We start from the raw sequence: 19,712 nt of genomic DNA on the forward strand, positions 1-19,712 counted from the left end.
TGATATGAGTAAGAAAAAGAATAAATACACAAATTATGGTATTCGTTGGTTTTTTATTGGTACTTTAATCCTTTTTTTCTCCCTTGTTGCTAGACTTTCTTATATTCAATTATCAAGCACAGTAGAAGGTAAAAATTTAAAAGTTTATGCGGATGAGAATTACAATACATCCCAAAAAATTCCTGCTAAAAGAGGAACAATATATGACTCAAATGGTGTACCACTAGCGGAAGAAGTGACAGCTTACACTGTATCGGCCGTTCTAGATCCAAGTGCATCAAAAAACTCTAAAGTGAAAAGACATGTCGTGGACAAAGAAAAAACTGCAAGTGAATTAGCACCAATTTTAGGTATTGATGAATCGGATCTTTTAGCGAAATTAGGTAAACCAAAATATCAAGTTGAATTAGGACCAGGTGGAAGAAATATTTCTCAAAGCACAAAAGAACAAATTGAGAAATTAAAGCTACCTGGTATTGTTTTTACCCCATCTCAGCAGCGATATTATCCAAATGGTGTATTTGCTTCTCATACGTTAGGATATACGAATGTAAATGATAATGGAGACCTAATTGGAGAAATGGGATTAGAAAAATCATTGAATAATGAGTTAACTGAAAAGGATGGAAAAAGAAGCTTTTTACGTGATCGAAAAGGAAATATTCTACCATATGAAAATGAGAAGGTTACGCCTCCACATAATGGTGATGATGTGTATTTAACAATAGATACAAAGATTCAGAGTTTACTAGAAGACGCAATGACTAGCGTTGAAAAAAAATATGAGCCAGAAAAGATTATGGCAATCGTTTCTGATCCAAAAACCGGTAAAATAGTTGCAATGAGTAACCGTCCTAGCTTCAATCCGAATCTTCATGACATTACAAACTATACGAATGACCCGATTTCATATGCAATTGAAGCAGGTTCTACAATGAAAATATTCACTTTAGGTGCTGCAATGAATGAAGGCGTTTATAATGGAAATGAATATTTCCAATCAGGTCGATATAAAGTACCAGGTGGAGGAACTGTCCATGACGTAAATCGAAATGGATGGGGTTCAATTACTTTTGACGAAGGGATTCAAAGGTCTTCAAACGTAGGTATTTCGATTCTTCTTAATGAAAAATTAGGTGCAGATCGCTTTTTACAATACTATAAAAACTTTGGATTTACACAAAAAACGAATATTAATCTTCCAGGGGAATCAAGTGGTAAATTAGTATTTAATTATCCACTTGAAAAAACAACAACTGCTTTTGGACAAGGATCTACAGTAACAGGAATTCAAATTATCCAAGCTGCAAGTGCTATTGCTAACAATGGAAAAATGATGAAGCCTTATATTGTCGATAAAATTGTCGATCATGATACGAATAAAGTTATTAAAGACTATAAATCTCAGGTTGTTGGTAATCCAATTTCAGAAGAAACAGCAAAAAGAGAGAGAGCGTTATTAGAAACGGTTATTACTGCGCCGCATGGTACTGGGCATAACTATGCGATTGAAGGTTATACTGTTGCTGGTAAAACTGGTACTGCCCAAGTTGTTGACGAACACGGGAAATATCTTAAAGGACGCGGTCAAAACCTGTTTTCATTTATCGGTATGGCACCTGCAGATAATCCAAAATTAGTCGTTTATGTAGCGATGCTTCGTCCAAAACTTGAAGCAACTGAAATCGGTTCAGATGGTGTTTCTGAAATATTTAGAACAGTTACAAAGGGCGCTTTAGAGTATATGAAGGTTGAGCCTGTTAAAAATGCCAAAGTAGACAAATTAATTGATAAAGAAAGTATAGAAATTCCGAATTTGAAAGGTTTAACTTTAGATGAAGCTAAATCTTTAGCTACATCTGAAGGATTGAAACCTGTATTATTAGGAAATGGTTTAGAAGTTACTGGTCAATCAATTAAGTCAAAAACCCAAGTTGTCAGAGGTACTACTATTTATCTTAAGACAAATGGAACAAATACAATGCCATCTATTATTGGATGGTCAAAATCGGATGTTAACCGTTTAGGTAAATTATTTAAGCTAAATATCTCATCAAAGGGATCTGGATTTGTTACAAGTCAGAGTATTAAAGAAGATTCAGAGCTACGGGATCACGACTATTTAACGATTGAATTAAATAAACCAAATGGAGCGACAGACGAAGAAAAAGATGTAAAAGTAGATGTGCAAGAGTAATATGACAGAAAATATGTTTAATTAAATAAAAATGACAATAGACCATTCTAGGACAATAAAAAGCTAGAAGGTCTATTGTATTTGGTACAAGCATATATTGAAACGAACATAATGTAGAGGAGTGTTCGTTTCGATGCGAGTATCTAATGTAACAGTTCGAAAACGATTATTTTTTGTATTCATTGGTGGTTTATTGATTTTTTCTATTATTGCAACGAGGCTTGGTTATGTACAATTTGCTATGGGTGATCTTTTAACTGAACGAGCGAAAAATTCGTGGAGTCGAGATATTCCTTTTGAACCAAAGCGCGGTGAAATTTTAGATCGTAATGGTGTTGCTCTTGCTACTAATAAAAGTGCTCCATCTGTATTAGTCGTTCCTAGGCAAATAAAAGATCCTAAGGAGGCGACTGAAAAACTTGCCCCAATTTTAAAAATCTCCGAAGTAAAACTTTATAGAATATTAACGAAAAGATCTAGTATGGAGCACATTCGAACAGAAGGTATAAAAATTACAAATGAGAAAGCTAAACAAATCCGAGATCTGAACATAGCTGGAGTTTACATTGCAGAGGATTCGAAAAGATATTATCCATTTGGTAACTATCTTTCTCATGTTTTAGGTTTTGCAGGAATCGATAATCAGGGCTTAAACGGATTAGAACTATATTACGATAAGCAATTAAGTGGTGAAAAAGGTAGTGTTCAATTTTATTCTGATGCTAAAGGTCAAAGAATGCCTAATATTGCAGACGACTATATTCCGCCAATTAATGGTTTAAATTTAAAATTAACTGTAGATTCGCGAATACAAACAATTCTTGAACGAGAAATGAATAATGCAACTGCTCAATATAATCCTGATTCAATGATTGGAATTGCGATGAATCCAAATACGGGAGAAATACTAGCAATGAGTAGTCGTCCAAGCTTTGATCCTACTAATTTTAAAAATGTTTCGCCTGAAGTATATAATCGAAATTTACCTGTTTGGTCAAATTATGAGCCAGGTTCAACGTTTAAGATTATTACACTAGCAGCCGCATTAAATGAAGGCTTAGTAGATTTGAATAAAGACCATTTTTATGATGATGGGGCTGCTGAAGTAGCTGGAGCTCGTTTGCGTTGTCATAAAAGAGGTGGACATGGCTCTCAGACTTTCTTAGAGGTAGTTCAAAATTCATGTAACCCAGGCTTTGTAGAATTAGGTAATCGCTTAGGAGAAGATCGTTTATTTAACTATATTCGTAATTTTGGTTTCGGCAAAAAAACAGGAATTGATTTACAAGGTGAAGCATCTGGGATTTTATTCAGCATGGATCGAGTCGGTCCAGTTGAAGCAGCAACAACTGCTTTTGGTCAAGGTGTATCAGTTACGCCAATTCAGCAAGTTGCAGCAGTATCAGCTGCTATTAATGGAGGAATTCTTTACCAACCTTATATAGCTAAAGAGTTTGTAGATCCGGTTACAAACGAAGTAGTTAGTCGAAAAACGCCAATTTCAAAAAGACGAGTTATTTCTCCTGATACATCTAAAAAGGTACGATTAGCTCTAGAGAGTGTTGTTGCACAAGGTACTGGTAAAGGTGCTTTTGTGGAAGGGTATCGAGTTGGCGGTAAAACTGGAACAGCGCAAAAAGTAAAAGATGGACGATACGATGATAGTAGTTTTATCGTTTCATTCGTAGGCTTTGCACCGGCTGACGATCCACAAATAGTGGTTTATATTGCAGTTGATAATCCAAAAGGGACTGTTCAATTTGGGGGAGTTGTAGCTGCTCCGATCGTAGGGAATATTATTCGTGATAGTATGCAAGTTTTAGGCGTACCACCTAGAAAAAATCAAATCCCCAAAAAATTCGTATACGGTGATACACCAACATATGAAGTGCCAAATTTAATAGGTTTGGAGAAAAAAGATTTGCAACCTTTGCTAGATACTTTTACTATTGAATATAGTGGCAGTGGAAATATTGTCGTTGACCAAGCACCAAAAGCAGGTGTTAAACTAAAAGAAGGTTCTAAAATAAGAATTTATTTAGGAACGAAAGAAGAAACTAAATCTAAAACTAAAGATAAAAAATGATTTAGTGAATACGAAAGGAATTACTATGAAACTTCATACTTTACTATCAAGATTAAAGCCTTTAGTGAATCTTCCATCTGAAAATCCGGAAATCACTGGGGTTGAAATGGATTCAAGAAATGTTAAACCAGGTTATTTATTCATCTGTATAGAAGGGTATACAGTAGATGGCCACAAGTACGTAGATCAAGCGATTGAAAAAGGTGCAGTAGCGATACTTGCACAAAAACCAATTGAATCGAATGTACCAGTAGCTTATGTGAAAGACACTAATCGTTCGATGGCTGTTGTTGGTAATACCTTTTATGAAAACCCAACACAAAAACTAAATCTAGTTGGTATTACTGGTACGAATGGTAAGACCACTACTTCATATATTATTGAAGAGATTGTTAAACACAATAAGAAAAAAACAGGTGTCATCGGCACAATTGGTATGAAAATAGGAGAAGAGATTTTTGAAACAAAAAATACAACTCCTGATAGCTTAACATTACAATCAATGTTTGCAAAAATGGTTGACGCAAATGTGGATACTGCAGTGATGGAAGTTTCTTCACACGCATTACATTTAGGGCGTGTTCATGGCTGTGAATATGATATAGCTGTTTTTACAAATCTTTCCCAAGATCACTTAGACTATCATGGAACGATGGAAGAATATAAAAAAGCTAAAGGTTTATTATTCTCTCAATTAGGTAATAGCTTCTCTACTCAAAAACCTAAATTTGCAATCCTAAACATTGATGATTCTGCTTCTGAAGAATATATGAAGTTTACACAAGCAAATCTAATAACTTATGGTTTAAGTAAAGATGCTGACTTGTTTGCTGATGCAATTGAATTAACGAATGCTGGTACTAGATTCACATTACACTTTTTAAATAAACAATATGTTGTAGAAATGAATCTTATTGGAACATTTAATGTATATAATGTATTAGCGGCAATTGGAGCAGGAATCGCATTAAATATAGAAATGGAGACAATCCTAGACGCAGTCGCAACGATCGAAGGAGTACCGGGACGTTTCCAAGCCGTTAATGCTGGGCAAGATTTTACGGTTATTGTAGACTATGCACATACACCAGATAGTCTAGAAAATGTATTAAATACTGTTAAGCAATTTGCAAAAAATGATATTTTTACTGTTGTTGGCTGTGGTGGAGATCGTGACCGAACAAAACGACCACTAATGGGTAAGATTGCAGCGGATCTTTCAACAAATGCAATCTTTACATCTGATAACCCAAGAACAGAAGACCCAACTTTAATTTTAGAAGACATGAAACGCGGATTAGTGCATAATAATATTACGGTAATAGAAGATCGTAAAAAAGCTATAACATTTGCGATTCAAAATGCAAAAAAACATGATATTATTGTTATTGCAGGTAAAGGTCATGAGACATATCAGATTGTAGGAACAAATGTTTCACATTTTGATGATGTTGAAGAAGCTAAAGAAGCTATTTTGCAAAGAAGAGGATAGTATCCTCTTCTTTGTAATGTGAAAAATTGATTTCATAATTCTTTATAAAAGAATTAAACTATGAAGTAAACAACAACAAAGAAGAGAACTTAGAAAGGAGGGCGTATAATGCTAGAACCGTCAATTTTAGTTGCTATGATTTCAGCATTTATCATTGCAGTCATTTTATCGCCTATTTTTATACCGTACTTAAGAAAACTTAAATTTGGACAGAGTATTCGAGACGAAGGTCCACAATCTCATAAAAAGAAATCAGGAACCCCAACTATGGGTGGGATTATCATATTAATTGCTTTAAGTTTATCTGCACTTTTAATTTCTATGTATTTTGATGTTTTATCAACACGTACATATGTATTATTATTTGTCACAATTTGTTTTGGAGTAATTGGATTTTTAGATGACTATATTAAGGTTGTTAAAAAGAGAAACCTAGGACTAACATCTAAACAAAAATTCATTTGCCAAGTTATTGTGTCAATCATAGTCTTTTTCGCAATCCGTGCTATGGGTATCTCTACATCTATTTCGATACCAGGGACACATTATTCATTTGATTTAGGCTTTATCTATGTATTATTAATTATCTTTATGCTAGTTGGTACTTCAAACGCTGTAAATTTAACAGATGGATTAGATGGACTTGTGTCAGGTACAGCAGCAATCGCATTTGGTGCATATGCAGTACTTGCTTATAACCAACACCAACTTGATGTGGCAATATTTTCAATAGCAGTTGTAGGAGCTGTATTAGGTTTCTTAGTATTTAATGCACACCCTGCAAAGGTCTTTATGGGAGATACAGGCTCATTAGCATTAGGTGGGGCGCTGGCTGCAATTGCAATCGTTACACACTTAGAAATTTTACTTGTCATTATTGGTGGTATTTTTGTTATTGAAACTCTTTCAGTAATGATTCAAGTTGCATCTTTTAAAGCAACAGGTAAAAGGGTATTTAAAATGAGTCCTCTGCACCATCATTATGAATTATCTGGATGGTCAGAATGGCGTGTAGTAGTAACATTTTGGTTTGTAGGATTACTTTTTGCATTATTAGGAATCTATATTGAGGTGTGGATGTAATTGAATAACATATCGAACTTTCAAAATAAAAATGTATTAGTATTAGGAATGGCAAAGAGCGGTTATGCAGCTAGTAGATTATTAAAAAAATTAGGTGCGACTGTAACTGTTAATGACCGAACACCTTTTGAACAAAATGAAATCGCACAAAAGCTAAAAAGTGAAGGCTTTAACGTAATTTGTGGTGAGCATCCACTATCATTAATAGATGATCAACCATTTTGTATTGTCAAAAATCCTGGGATTCCATATACGAATCCATTATTAATAGAAGCTGTAAAGCGTAATATTCCGATTTATACGGAAATAGAGCTTGCATATTTAATAAGTGAAGCACCATTTATCGGAATTACAGGCTCAAATGGGAAAACGACAACGACAACTTTAGCATTAAATATGTTACAAGAAGGCAATAAAAAACCACTTGTTGCAGGAAATATCGGTACTGTTGCATGTGAAGTTGCTGAAAATGCAAAAGAAGATAATATTATTGTAACTGAACTTTCTTCGTTTCAATTGATGGGAATCGAAAGTTTCCGACCAAAAATTTCATTAATCACAAATATTTTCGAAGCTCATTTAGACTATCATGGTACAAAAGATGAGTATATTAAGGCAAAAGCCAATATATTTAAAAATCAAACAGAAAATGATTTTGCTGTCGTTAATTTTGATGATGAGAATGTAATGGCAATGGCTTCTCAAATTAGAGCGAAAATTATTCCATTCTCTACAACTAAAATTATGCAAGATGGTGCATATGTTCAAAATGGCTTTGTATTTTTTAAAGAGAAAAAAGTGATTGAAGTTGAAAAAATTGTCTTACCAGGTAAACATAATTTAGAAAATATATTAGCAGCAGTAGCAATTTCTAAACTTCTAGGTGTTGAAAATGATGCGATTGAAAAGGTATTAACAACTTTCACTGGTGTAGAGCACCGACTACAGTTTGTTACAGAAATAAATAAGAGAAAGTTTTATAATGATTCAAAAGCTACTAATATTTTAGCAACACAAAAAGCAATTTCTTCTTTTCAAAAACCAGTCATTTTAATAGCTGGTGGTTTAGATCGAGGAAATGGTTTTGACGATTTAATTCCTTATTTTAAAAATGTGAAAAAAATGGTCACTTATGGTCAAACAGCAGAAAAATTAATTGATTCAGCAGAAAAAGCAGGAATGAAAGCAGTAAAATCGGTAGATAATGTTGAAGATGCTGTAAATGAAGCATTCGCTCATTCAGAAGTTGGAGATATTATTTTATTGTCACCTGCTTGTGCAAGCTGGGATCAATTTAAGACTTTTGAAGAACGTGGTAATAAATTTATACAAGCAGTGCATAAGTTAATGTAAGGCTTGTTTAATTCAAAAGTTGAGGTGTATTTAAGTGCCAACAAAGAAAAATAGTCCTGACATGATTCTTGTTCTCGTTACGCTCTCATTATTAACAGTAGGTATGATTATGGTTTACAGTGCTAGTGCAATATGGGCATCTTATAAGTTTCATGATTCGTTCTTTTTTGCTAAACGGCAATTATTATTTGCTGGGGTTGGAGTAGTTGGAATGTTTGTAGTTTCAAATATTGACTATTGGCTTTTCAAAACACATGCAAAAAAAATATTAATCGCTTGTTTTATCTTGTTGGTACTTGTACTTGTACCAGGAGTTGGTCTAGTACGAGGTGGTGCACGAAGTTGGATTGGTATCGGTGCATTCTCGATCCAGCCCTCTGAGTTTATGAAACTTGGAATGATGGTATTTCTATCAAAATACTTAGCAGATAATCAGAAAAATATTACGTCTTTTAAAAAGGGTCTTGTACCAACATTAGGTCTTGTGTTTTTGGCATTTGGATTAATTATGCTTCAACCAGATTTAGGAACAGGTACAGTAATGGTAGGTACTTGTGTAATCATCATATTCGTAGCTGGAGCAAGAATTTCTCATTTTATGGGATTGGGTATTGTTGGGGTTGCAGGATTTGTTGCCCTAATAGCATCTGCTCCATATCGAATAAAAAGGATTACATCATTTCTAGATCCATGGTCTGATCCATTAGGAACTGGATTCCAAATTATTCAATCACTATATGCAATTGGACCTGGTGGATTATTTGGTTTAGGATTGGGACAAAGTAGACAAAAGTTTATGTATTTGCCTGAACCACAAACTGATTTCATCTTTGCGATTCTCACAGAAGAATTAGGATTTATTGGCGGAACATTCGTCATCTTATTATTCTCTTTATTACTTTGGAGAGGAATCCGAATTGCTTTAAGTGCTCCTGATTTATTTGGTACTTTTTTAGCAGTAGGAATTGTCTCAATGATTGCAATACAAGTAATGATTAATATAGGCGTTGTAATAGGTTTAATGCCTGTTACAGGGATTACATTACCATTCTTAAGCTATGGTGGTTCATCTCTAACATTAATGCTTTTAGCCGTAGGTGTATTATTAAATATTAGTAGACATGCGCGTACATAAAAGGACCGACTCAGGATTGAAACAAGTACATGTTGTACTTGAATCTTTCAAAAATGAGTCGGTCCTTTTTATGTCGTAACGCAATGTGTTCTTACCGATTTACTTTCCAATTGGTACGTTTTCTTTATTTTTATAGAAAAAACAATTAGAATGATAGTGATAAAATTGGTATAATAACTACTTAAACTGTTTAAAGTTATTTATGTATTGTAATTTAGGAGGATCTTTATGAAAATTTTAGTTAGTGGTGGGGGTACTGGTGGTCATATTTATCCAGCACTTGCGCTAATTAAAGAGTTAAAAAAACAAGATTCCAATGTAGAATGTTTATATGTTGGTACAGAAAATGGATTAGAAAAAGGGATTGTATCTAAAGCAAACATACCTTTTAAATCTATTGTTATTACAGGGTTCAAGAGAAGTATATCATTAGAGAATTTTAAAACAGTCTATCGATTCTTAAAGGGTGTATCAGATAGTAAGAAAATAATTCGTGAATTTAAGCCAGATGTAGTCGTTGGTACAGGTGGATATGTTTGTGGTCCTGTTGTTTACGCAGCGGCAAAACTAGGGATTCCGACAGTTATACATGAACAAAATAGTATACCTGGACTAACAAATAAGTTCTTAAATCGTTATGTAACAAAAGTTGCAATTTGTTTTGAAGAGGTTGCTGACTATTTTAATAAAGAGAAAGTAGTGTTTACTGGAAACCCGAGGGCTTCTGAAGTACTTGGCGAATCAAATCCAGCAGTATTAGAATCATTAGGATTAAAATCAGGTAAACGCACAGTACTAATTGTTGGTGGTTCGAGGGGAGCAAGACCGATTCATCAAGCATTTTTAAAAAGTGTTAATCAATTAGGTGAAAAAGATTACCAAATGATTTATGTAACTGGCGAAGTACACTACGATTCTGTCATTGAGGAAATAAATAAAGTAGGTAACCCAGAAAATGTAGTGGTTAAGCCATTTTTACATAATATGCCTGAAATCTTAAGAGAAGTGGATTTAGTCGTATCAAGAGCAGGGGCGACTACATTAGCAGAATTAACTGCATTAGGAAAACCTAGTATTCTTATACCGAGCCCATATGTAACAAATAATCACCAAGAAGTTAATGCTAGATCACTCGAGAAAAATGGTGCGGCAATTGTTATATTGGAAAAAAACTTCAATAGTGAATATTTAGTAACTGAAATTGAAAAAGTATTACTAAATCCTATTAAACTTGAAGAGATGAAAAATGCATCATTAAAAATGGGTGTACCAGATGCTGCAAAAAAACTAGTAAATGTATTAGAAAAAATACGTAAATGAACTTGCACGAACGAGTTTGAAATAAAATAAAGATATAATAGAGGATACTATAAGCTAAAGGGGGAAAATATCGAATGTTTGAATCAAAATTAAAGGAACTATTAAATGACTCGAGTCTTCTAATAAATGAGCCTTTAGCAAATCATACGACAATGAAAATTGGAGGACCAGCTGAGTATTTGGTCATTCCTAAAACTGTGAATGAAATTAAAGAGATTATTAACCTTGCAAATGAATATGGTGTAAATGTGACAGTAATTGGTAGAGGATCAAATTTACTTGTATCTGATCAAGGTATTGAAGGTGTCGTAATTAAAATTAGTGATTGCTTAGACCATATTGAAGTAGAAGGTACAAAAGTAGTTGTAGGTGCAGGCTATTCAGTTATTCGTTTAGCTACTCAACTAAGTAGAAAAGGATTATCTGGTCTAGAGTTTGCAAGTGGAATTCCTGGTAGTGTTGGCGGTGGTGTATATATGAATGCAGGAGCTCATCAATCCGATTTTTCAAATATTACTTCCAGAGCACATATTCTATTTCCTGATGGAACAATGGAATGGCTATCAAATGAAGAATTAGACTTTTCTTATCGAACTTCAGTTTTACAACATAAACGTAAAGGATTTATACTAGAAGCAGAACTTCAGCTCCAAGAGGGATCAAAAGAAGCTTCAACTGCTTTAATGCAAAAAAACAAAGATTATCGAAGAGAAACACAACCATGGAACTATCCATGTGCTGGAAGTATTTTCCGTAATCCATTACCACAGTATGCTGGTAATTTAATTGAACGTGCTGATTTAAAAGGATATCAAATTGGTGGTGCGAAGGTTTCTGAAATGCATGGTAACTTTATTGTAAATGCTGGAAATGCCACTTCAAAAGATGTATTAGACTTAATAGCATTTATTAAGAAAACTATATTAGAAAAATTTAATGTACAACTTGAAACAGAAGTTGAAATTGTTGGGAAAAAAATGTAAGTTTCTTCTAAACTAACCATATTATATGCTATAATTTACATAGCATATGATGACCAAGATAGAATGGCATTCATTTGCTGTTCTATTTTTTATTATTCTTAAATTACTTCTTAAGCAAAAGTAAATTAAAAAGGTATTTTTAGTTGAACATTGATAATGGAGGCATATTTATGCAGGAAAATAAGATTATTAGTTTAGAAGACCGTGTACCTGTTTTACGTAATAAAAAACGTAAAAAAGCAAATATGCGATTACTGGTCACAATTCTTGTGTTTTTTTCTTTGCTTTTATGTGTATTGTATTTCCAAACATCAATTGGTTCAAAAATTCACTTAGTAATTAATGGAAACCAACTGTACTCTGATAAAGAAATTCAAAAATTAGCCGATGTTAGCGTTGATGATAGCTTTTTGACAATTAGGTCAAAAAGGGTAGTAGATCAACTTGAAAGTCAAAACACAATTCAATCTGCAATCGTACATAAAAGATTTCCTAATAAAGTAGAAATCGATGTTAAAGAATTTCAGCCTGTTGGACAAGGTTTATTCAGCGGGAAAAAGTATCTTTTGTTAGAAAGCGGAGTCCTTATTAAAGAGAAAAATTCACTAGGAAATACTACAGCACCTGATTTAGTTGGTTGGAAACAAGGAGACGAGTTGCAGGAAATGGCTGCGGAATTGGAAAAAATGCCACAAAGTATATTTCATTCAATTTCTGAAATTGATTATACTCCAAGTAAGGATGATCCTTTGTTAATTACAGTTTTTACGAATGAAGGGTATGAAGTAAGGACAACGATTCGAAAATTCTCGAATAAAATGTCAAATTACCCATTAATTTTAAAGTCAATACCTAAAGATCAAAAAGGGGTTATCCATTTAGAAGTTGGTGCGTATTTTTCTCCTTATAGTACTGATACTAAATAGTCGATTTAACATTAGTTAACGGTACTTTCAAGTCTTTTTTAACTTTACATGTTAGTGTAGACTAGTAGTTAAATAGAAATAATGAAAAAAAATAAAAAGATTATGAAAAATCAAACTTAAAAAAGAGGAAAAACCCCGTAAATGTTGAATAGATGTCATATATGATATTTAAGAATGAACTGATGCTCGATTATAATAGATAGAGAAAAAGGAGGTGCCATCATGAACAGCAATGAGATCTATGTGAGTCTTGACGTTGGAACTTCAACAATTAAAGTAATCATAGGAGAACTAGTTAACGACACACTTAACATTATCGGTGTTGGTAATGTTAAATCTTCAGGCTTAAAACGTGGGTCAATAGTTGATATAGATGAAACAGTCAAATCAATCAAAAAAGCAATTGATCAAGCAGAAAGAATGGTTGGCATTCATATTGACAAAGTAATTGTAGGGGTTAGTGCGAATCAAGTGCAATTGATTAGTACTAACGGCGTAGTAGCAGTTTCTAAAGAAAATAAAGAAATTGACAATGAAGATGTTTTAAGAGTAATGGATCAGGCTCAAGTAATTTCGATACCACCGGAAAGAGAAATTATCGATGTTGTTCCACATGAATACATTGTTGATGGCCTTTCTGAGGTAAAAGACCCAAGAGGAATGATTGGTGTACGCTTGGAAATGGAAGGTACATTAATCACTGGTTCAAGAACTCTAGTACATAATATACTTCGTTGTGTTGAGAGAGCGGGGTTAGAAGTAACGGATATATGTCTACAACCTATGGCTGCAAGTACGATAGGACTAAAGCAGGATGAGAAAAACTTAGGAGTAGCACTTGTTGATATCGGTGGAGGCTCTACTACAATTTCTCTTTTTAGAGAAGGTGTATTAATGGCAACTTCTGTCCTACCTGTTGGAGGAGACCATATTACAAAAGACATATCAATTGGACTGAAAACTTCAACAGAAGATGCAGAAAAAATTAAAGTGAAATTTGGACATGCTTTTTACGATACTGCATTATCTGAAGAAGTATTGAGTGTACCAATAATGGGTAGTGAACAACATCAACAATTCAGTCAGCAAGAAATTTCCGATATTATTGAAGCTAGATTAGAAGAAATCTTCATTATGGTTCAAAATGAGCTTGTTAGAATGAGGGGAAGCAATTTACCAGGTGGATTTGTTTTAACTGGTGGTACAGTAACAATGACTGGTGTAATCGATTTAGCTCAAAAGGTATTTAAAAATAATGTAAGGGTTGCAACACCAGATTATATAGGTGTAAGAGAACCTCAATACATTACTGGAGTAGGTCTAATCAAGTATGCTTTTTATAAATCAAAAATGCGTGGAAAAAAACTTAGCTCTAATATTGCATTCGAATCAAATGAACGAAAACCTGTAGCTGTTTCAAATTCAAATACAAAACCAAAACAGCAGGATGAAGAGCGCGTCATGAGTAAAGTTAAAAGCATTTTTAAATATTTATGGGATTAAATTTGTGATGAATTTGAAAAGTAGGGGGATCAATCATGTTAGATTTTGATACAAATGTAGATGCTTTAGCGAAGATAAAAGTAATTGGTGTAGGTGGCGGAGGAAATAACGCCGTTAACCGAATGATTGAACATGGAGTACAAGGGGTAGATTTTATAGCTGTGAATACTGATGCACAAGCTCTTAATCTATCAAAAGCTGAAGTGAAAATGCAAATTGGTGGCAAACTTACTCGCGGTTTAGGGGCAGGAGCTAATCCAGAGGTAGGTAAAAAAGCAGCAGAAGAAAGTAGAGAACAATTACAAGAAGCTCTTAAAGGCGCAGACATGGTATTCGTAACTGCTGGAATGGGTGGAGGTACAGGAACAGGTGCAGCTCCAGTAATTGCACAAGTAGCAAAAGAATTAGGTGCATTAACTGTAGGTGTAGTTACTCGTCCATTTACATTTGAAGGTAGAAAGCGTTCAACTCAAGCGGCAACTGGAATCGCTGCAATGAAGGAAAGCGTTGATACTTTAATTGTTATTCCTAATGACCGATTATTAGAAATCGTTGATCGTAATACCCCAATGCTAGAAGCATTCCGCGAAGCAGATAATGTACTTCGTCAAGGGGTTCAAGGTATTTCTGACTTAATCGCTGTTCCGGGATTAATTAACCTTGACTTTGCAGATGTTAAGACAATTATGTCTAATAAAGGTTCTGCATTAATGGGTATCGGTGTTGCTGGCGGAGAAAACCGTGCGGCAGAAGCAGCTAAAAAAGCTATTTCTAGTCCATTATTAGAAACTTCAATTAATGGTGCACAAGGTGTACTTATGAATATCACAGGTGGAACTAACTTAAGCTTATATGAAGTGCAAGAAGCAGCGGATATCGTATCGACTGCATGTGATGCTGAAGTAAATATGATTTTCGGTTCTGTAATCAATGAAAACTTAAAGGATGAAATTATTGTAACGGTTATTGCGACTGGATTTGAAGGTGTCATTACAGCACCGCCTACACCTAAACCAATGGCGAGACAAACAATTTCAACACCTACTCAAACTCCACAACCAACTATTAAACGCGAACCAATTCGCGAAGAAGCTCCGGTTGTAGAAACGACTAAAAATGTAACTAGTCTTGATGACTTAGATATTCCGGCATTTTTACGTAATCGTAAAAGACGCTAATAAATGTAAAAAAACCAAGATAAGATGAATCTCTTATCTTGGTTTTTTTCATTCGTTCGAGTAGTGATTTTGTAAATTTGTTAGATCACTAAAGACACTCTTGAACTTTTCGTTACAGCCTTTAGGGAATAAAACACCTAAACCATGTGAGTGTATAAATTCAAAAGATGGGAGTTGTTGTTTAATGCCTTCCCAAAATTTATAAACCCCAAAATCTTGTATTCGTACTTCTGTATCATGGATTAAAACAATTCCTTCTATAGATACTTTTGGTAGCCAAGTATTGTAATCATGTAGCACAGCTTCAAAAGTATGAAAACCGTCAATATGAAGGATGTCGATCGTATTATCCTCAAAATTCTGAATTGCTTCGTCAAAAGACTTACGTAACATTTTAGCCTCTTTCTGGTAATGTTTTTGAACAACTTCATGCACTGTATCAAACACTTCATTACTATACAATCCACTATGCGGATCACCTTGCCAAGTATCAACCGCAAAACATTCACATGACAGATTATGATCTTTCACACTTTGACAAAAACAGAAAAAAGAAAAGCCAAAGTGGGTACCTAATTCTACAATTTTTTTTGGTTTAACGAATTGAACTAAATCGTAAGCAAATTTAGCGTGACCTTTCCAGGCAGAGTGCTGTCTTATAGATGGTTTAGTTCCGTCAAACTCAAAAATGGGTGAATGAAATATCCAACTGTCCAAATCCTCACTCCTTATTGGGCAAATTTAATAGAAATAAAGTGAAAGATTTCTATAAAATATTGACCTGTCCATTCCATGTTTCGAAAATGTATTGTCGAAAAACTCTTCAATAAAGCTTCCTTTTTTTGACAGACTTCTTACCGTGCTCATCCTATACTTACATATAAATGAATATTCTATAGAGGATGGCGAACAAAATTGGTGATATATGGTGATCTTGTTTGGTTATTAAACTTATTAATGGACTTCTTGATCATTCAGTTGACGGGCTTAATTCTAAAAAGAAATGTATCTATTTTGCGGTCATTGTTAGGGGCATTGTTTGGTTCTATCGTTGTTTTAATGACGTTTACTCCTTATGCATATGTTGTTGGCTCACCCTTTATGAAAATATTATTATCGTTTTTCATCGTATTTTTTGCATTTGGACGTCAACGGATTATCACTTTTTTACAGCTATTAAGTATCTTCTATTTTTCCACATTCATTTTAGGTGGCGCATTATTAGGCTTACATTATTTATTTGCTACAAATGAATCAAATTTAACCAAATCATCCTTTTATGGGGATCCTGTAAGCTGGTATTTTGTAATTGGAATGCTACCAATCGTCATATTTTACGCTAGAAAATCGATCAATCAGATCTCGTTTACGAAATGGAAATTGAATGAAATGTATGAAATGGAAATTGTATGGCGGAACACTTCGATTAAAATTAGAGGGTTAATGGATAGTGGTAACTCTCTACATGAACCGCTTTCAAGGAAACCAGTTATTATTTTAGATTGTTCCACTAGTGATTATGGATTACCAATAGAACTAGTAAAGTTAGTTAGAGATTCTGAAAATACATTACATAATACAGAAGCACTCGATGTCTTAAGTTTTTTTCAAGGAACTTATATACCTTATAAAAGTATTGGTCAAAGTAATCAATTCCTCGTCGCAATAAAACCTACTGTTGTTAAATTGAAAATTAATGGGAAATGGTATTCATCGAGTTCGGTTTTAGTTGGATTGAGTCATGTTACTTTGTCTTCAGACAATTTATATGAATGTATCCTTCATCCAAAAATGATGCAGGGAACAATTAATGAAATTGCATAGGAGGTAGAAAATGAATCGATTGTTCTTAAAACTTAAGTTAGGTTTGTATAAGCTATTAGTTAAGCTTGGATTGAAAGCCGACGAAGTATACTACATTGGGGGAAGTGAAGCATTACCACCTCCTTTGACAAGGGAAGAAGAAGAAAAGCTTTTACAGAAACTACCGAATGGAGATTTAGGTGCTAGATCACTATTAATTGAGAGAAATCTACGATTAGTAGTTTATATTGCTAGAAAGTTTGAAAATACCGGCATTAATATTGAAGATCTTATTAGCATTGGTACAATCGGATTGATAAAAGCTGTTAATACCTTTAATCCTGAAAAGAAAATTAAATTGGCTACTTATGCATCGAGATGTATCGAAAATGAAATTCTGATGCATTTACGTAGAAATAATAAAAATCGTTCTGAAGTATCATTCGATGAACCATTAAATATTGATTGGGATGGCAATGAATTATTACTTTCCGATGTATTAGGTACAGAAGACGATATCATAACGAAGGATTTAGAAGCCAATGTCGATAAATCATTATTAACAAAGGCATTAGATCAACTGAATGATCGTGAAAAACAAATAATGGAACTACGATTTGGACTAGATGGAACCGAAGAAAAAACCCAAAAAGATGTAGCTGATATGCTTGGAATATCGCAATCATATATATCCCGATTAGAAAAACGTATTATTAAAAGACTTCGAAAAGAGTTTAATAAAATGGTTTAAACTATAAGAACCGATTAGATTTGAGTTTTTCAAATACTAATCGGTTTTTTCTATGTCTGAAGGGGATCCAAATGATTTTAAAAAATATTTTTATTAATCTTAGATCCTAAATTTTATTTATTTGGCCTAGAAAATCCTAGATTTCCTCCAATTTTCCAGGCTTTTTTACTACTGAATTTATTATTTTTGTATACTTTATTTTGTGCATAAATTTTCCACCGAAGGAGATACTTACCTATAGTACAGCAACTCCAAGTAGGAGGGAACATCATGACACGAAACAAAGTAGAAATATGCGGTGTAGATACATCAAAGCTTCCAGTTTTAAAGAATGATGAGATGCGTAAGTTATTTCATGCAATGCAAAGCGGTGATCGAAGCGCAAGAGAAACAATCGTAAACGGTAATTTACGACTTGTTCTAAGTGTTATTCAGCGTTTCAATAATCGCGGAGAATTTGTGGATGACTTATTTCAAGTCGGCTGCATAGGCCTTATGAAGTCTATTGATAATTTTGATTTAAGCCAAAATGTAAAATTTTCGACGTATGCTGTACCTATGATTATTGGTGAAATAAGAAGATATTTAAGGGATAATAACCCGATAAGAGTGTCTAGATCATTAAGAGACATCGCTTATAAAGCATTACAAGTTAGAGAGCGATTATTAGCAGAGAATTCAAAGGAACCAACTCCTGTTCAAATCGCAGAAGTACTAGGCGTAACACATGAAGAAATCGTTTTTGCATTAGATGCAATTCAAGACCCAGTTTCGTTATTTGAACCGATATATAACGATGGCGGAGATCCAATCTTTGTAATGGATCAGCTAAGCGATGATAAAAATAAGGACGAGCAATGGGTTGAAGAACTAGCACTACGCGAAGGAATGAAACGACTAAACGATCGAGAAAAAATGATCATTAGCAAAAGATTCTTCCAAGGAAAAACACAAATGGAAGTTGCCGAAGAAATCGGAATCTCCCAAGCGCAAGTATCCAGGCTAGAAAAATCAGCAATAAAACAAATGAATAAAAATATACAGGGCTAACGAAAAGCGGAGGCGACTGTCCAGCTCCGACAAGCATAAGACGATTTCTGGTAAAGGTTTGCTTTTTAACCTTTACCGGAAATTGGCTTATGACCTCGAGGAGCTAGAAATCGTATATAGAGCCTGACTTCAATACCTGTATAATGAATTACATATTATAATGAATGAAATTTAAAAGACAAACAACTATATAACTAAATAATCCAATAACTACTAAAAAGTTAGTTAAACTGGAAGAATGAAAATACGATATTAATGTGTTAGACAATGGATGAGCATCGAACAACCTTGTCTAACACATTTTTATTTGAATTTTATCATGATGTTTGGCCCTTACTTCATATATTTTATAAAAAGGATGGTGAAGTAAAATGGCCAGAATTTCAGATTTTCAAGTTAAAGATGTTGTAAATGTTGCCGATGGAAAGAAATTAGGCAATATTGTTGATTTAGATATTGATCAATCAAATGGTAAAATCACTTCGATTATTTTAACAAAGCCAGGGAAGGGATTAAATTTTTTTAGTAAAGAAGAGGAAATGACAATTTATTGGAATGATATTGTGAAAATAGGTGAAGATGTTATATTGGTAAAATATCGTTCATCTGTGGATTTAGATGAAAACCAAGCTAGTCCAGTTAAATACACATAAAAAACTTGTTGACTGATGAGTTTCTAGTAGATTGGGGCGTAGTTGCAATTTTACTTTATTCCTAAAATTGATACCACGTCGAATGCGATTCCTTGCAGCTAATTTTATTTTCGAAAGTGAAAAAAATAAGTGTGTTTTGTCAAAAATAATCAAAAATGTGAAATCTATGGTAAAATATAGGAAACCATAACTGGTTTAC

General features: G+C 33.7%; 16 protein-coding genes. 15 read left to right on the plus strand and 1 reads right to left on the minus strand.

Going from position 1 to position 19,712, the window contains the following annotated elements; all coding sequences use genetic code 11:
- Window positions 1-4: 4 nt before the first annotated feature.
- The 11 genes from BM319_RS07700 (at window position 5) to ftsZ (ending at window position 15,256) form a co-directional block, all read left to right on the plus strand.
- Window positions 5-2,197, plus strand: coding sequence for a penicillin-binding protein (locus BM319_RS07700; RefSeq protein WP_091022097.1), 2,193 nt, complete (start codon window positions 5-7; stop codon window positions 2,195-2,197).
- A 133-nt stretch (window positions 2,198-2,330) separates the two neighbouring features.
- Window positions 2,331-4,283, plus strand: coding sequence for a stage V sporulation protein D (locus BM319_RS07705; protein ID WP_025569058.1), 1,953 nt, complete (start codon window positions 2,331-2,333; stop codon window positions 4,281-4,283).
- 25 nt (window positions 4,284-4,308) lie between these two features.
- A complete protein-coding gene (locus BM319_RS07710; protein ID WP_025569059.1) occupies window positions 4,309-5,775 on the plus strand; it encodes a UDP-N-acetylmuramoyl-L-alanyl-D-glutamate--2,6-diaminopimelate ligase in 1,467 nt (488 codons plus the stop codon).
- 108 nt (window positions 5,776-5,883) lie between these two features.
- On the plus strand, window positions 5,884-6,858 hold the full coding sequence (gene mraY, locus BM319_RS07715; RefSeq protein ID WP_025569060.1) for a phospho-N-acetylmuramoyl-pentapeptide-transferase: 975 nt from the start codon (window positions 5,884-5,886) through the stop codon (window positions 6,856-6,858).
- A complete protein-coding gene (gene murD / locus BM319_RS07720; RefSeq protein ID WP_091022099.1) occupies window positions 6,859-8,211 on the plus strand; it encodes a UDP-N-acetylmuramoyl-L-alanine--D-glutamate ligase in 1,353 nt (450 codons plus the stop codon). It abuts the gene before it with no gap.
- 34 nt (window positions 8,212-8,245) lie between these two features.
- A complete protein-coding gene (gene spoVE / locus BM319_RS07725) occupies window positions 8,246-9,346 on the plus strand; it encodes a stage V sporulation protein E (protein ID WP_025569062.1) in 1,101 nt (366 codons plus the stop codon).
- A 228-nt stretch (window positions 9,347-9,574) separates the two neighbouring features.
- Complete coding sequence (gene murG / locus BM319_RS07730; protein ID WP_091022101.1) at window positions 9,575-10,666, plus strand: undecaprenyldiphospho-muramoylpentapeptide beta-N-acetylglucosaminyltransferase; 1,092 nt, start codon at window positions 9,575-9,577, stop codon at window positions 10,664-10,666.
- A gap of 74 nt (window positions 10,667-10,740) precedes the next feature.
- Complete coding sequence (murB, locus tag BM319_RS07735; RefSeq protein ID WP_091022104.1) at window positions 10,741-11,649, plus strand: UDP-N-acetylmuramate dehydrogenase; 909 nt, start codon at window positions 10,741-10,743, stop codon at window positions 11,647-11,649.
- A gap of 170 nt (window positions 11,650-11,819) precedes the next feature.
- Window positions 11,820-12,575, plus strand: a complete 756-nt coding sequence (locus BM319_RS07740) for a cell division protein FtsQ/DivIB (RefSeq protein WP_091022107.1) — start codon at window positions 11,820-11,822, stop codon at window positions 12,573-12,575.
- A gap of 222 nt (window positions 12,576-12,797) precedes the next feature.
- Entirely contained in the window at window positions 12,798-14,078 is a 1,281-nt protein-coding gene (ftsA, locus tag BM319_RS07745; protein ID WP_025569267.1) for a cell division protein FtsA, read from the plus strand.
- Between the two features lie 35 nt (window positions 14,079-14,113).
- Window positions 14,114-15,256, plus strand: a complete 1,143-nt coding sequence (gene ftsZ, locus BM319_RS07750) for a cell division protein FtsZ (RefSeq protein ID WP_069035599.1) — start codon at window positions 14,114-14,116, stop codon at window positions 15,254-15,256.
- 48 nt (window positions 15,257-15,304) lie between these two features.
- Here the strand turns inward: ftsZ and BM319_RS07755 are convergent, their stop codons facing one another.
- Window positions 15,305-15,973 carry a class I SAM-dependent methyltransferase gene (locus BM319_RS07755; RefSeq protein WP_069035600.1) on the minus strand — a complete coding sequence of 223 codons (669 nt, stop codon included), beginning with the start codon at window positions 15,971-15,973 and terminating at the stop codon, window positions 15,305-15,307.
- Between the two features lie 201 nt (window positions 15,974-16,174).
- On the opposite strand from BM319_RS07755, the gene spoIIGA reads away from it, so the two are divergent.
- From spoIIGA to BM319_RS07775, 4 genes are all read left to right on the plus strand, one after another.
- Window positions 16,175-17,080, plus strand: coding sequence for a sigma-E processing peptidase SpoIIGA (spoIIGA, locus tag BM319_RS07760; RefSeq protein ID WP_286143708.1), 906 nt, complete (start codon window positions 16,175-16,177; stop codon window positions 17,078-17,080).
- Window positions 17,081-17,090: 10 nt separating this feature from the next.
- Window positions 17,091-17,810 carry an RNA polymerase sporulation sigma factor SigE gene (gene sigE, locus BM319_RS07765; protein WP_069035602.1) on the plus strand — a complete coding sequence of 240 codons (720 nt, stop codon included), beginning with the start codon at window positions 17,091-17,093 and terminating at the stop codon, window positions 17,808-17,810.
- A gap of 270 nt (window positions 17,811-18,080) precedes the next feature.
- Window positions 18,081-18,860, plus strand: a complete 780-nt coding sequence (gene sigG, locus BM319_RS07770; protein ID WP_056471070.1) for an RNA polymerase sporulation sigma factor SigG — start codon at window positions 18,081-18,083, stop codon at window positions 18,858-18,860.
- A gap of 371 nt (window positions 18,861-19,231) precedes the next feature.
- Window positions 19,232-19,513 (plus strand): YlmC/YmxH family sporulation protein, encoded by a 282-nt coding sequence (locus BM319_RS07775; RefSeq protein ID WP_069035603.1) that lies wholly within the window; start codon window positions 19,232-19,234, stop codon window positions 19,511-19,513.
- Window positions 19,514-19,712: the final 199 nt, after the last annotated feature.

This window comes from Bacillus sp. UNCCL81, from assembly GCF_900112535.1.
Taxonomy (GTDB): Bacteria; Bacillota; Bacilli; order Bacillales; family Bacillaceae_G; genus Gottfriedia; species Gottfriedia luciferensis_B.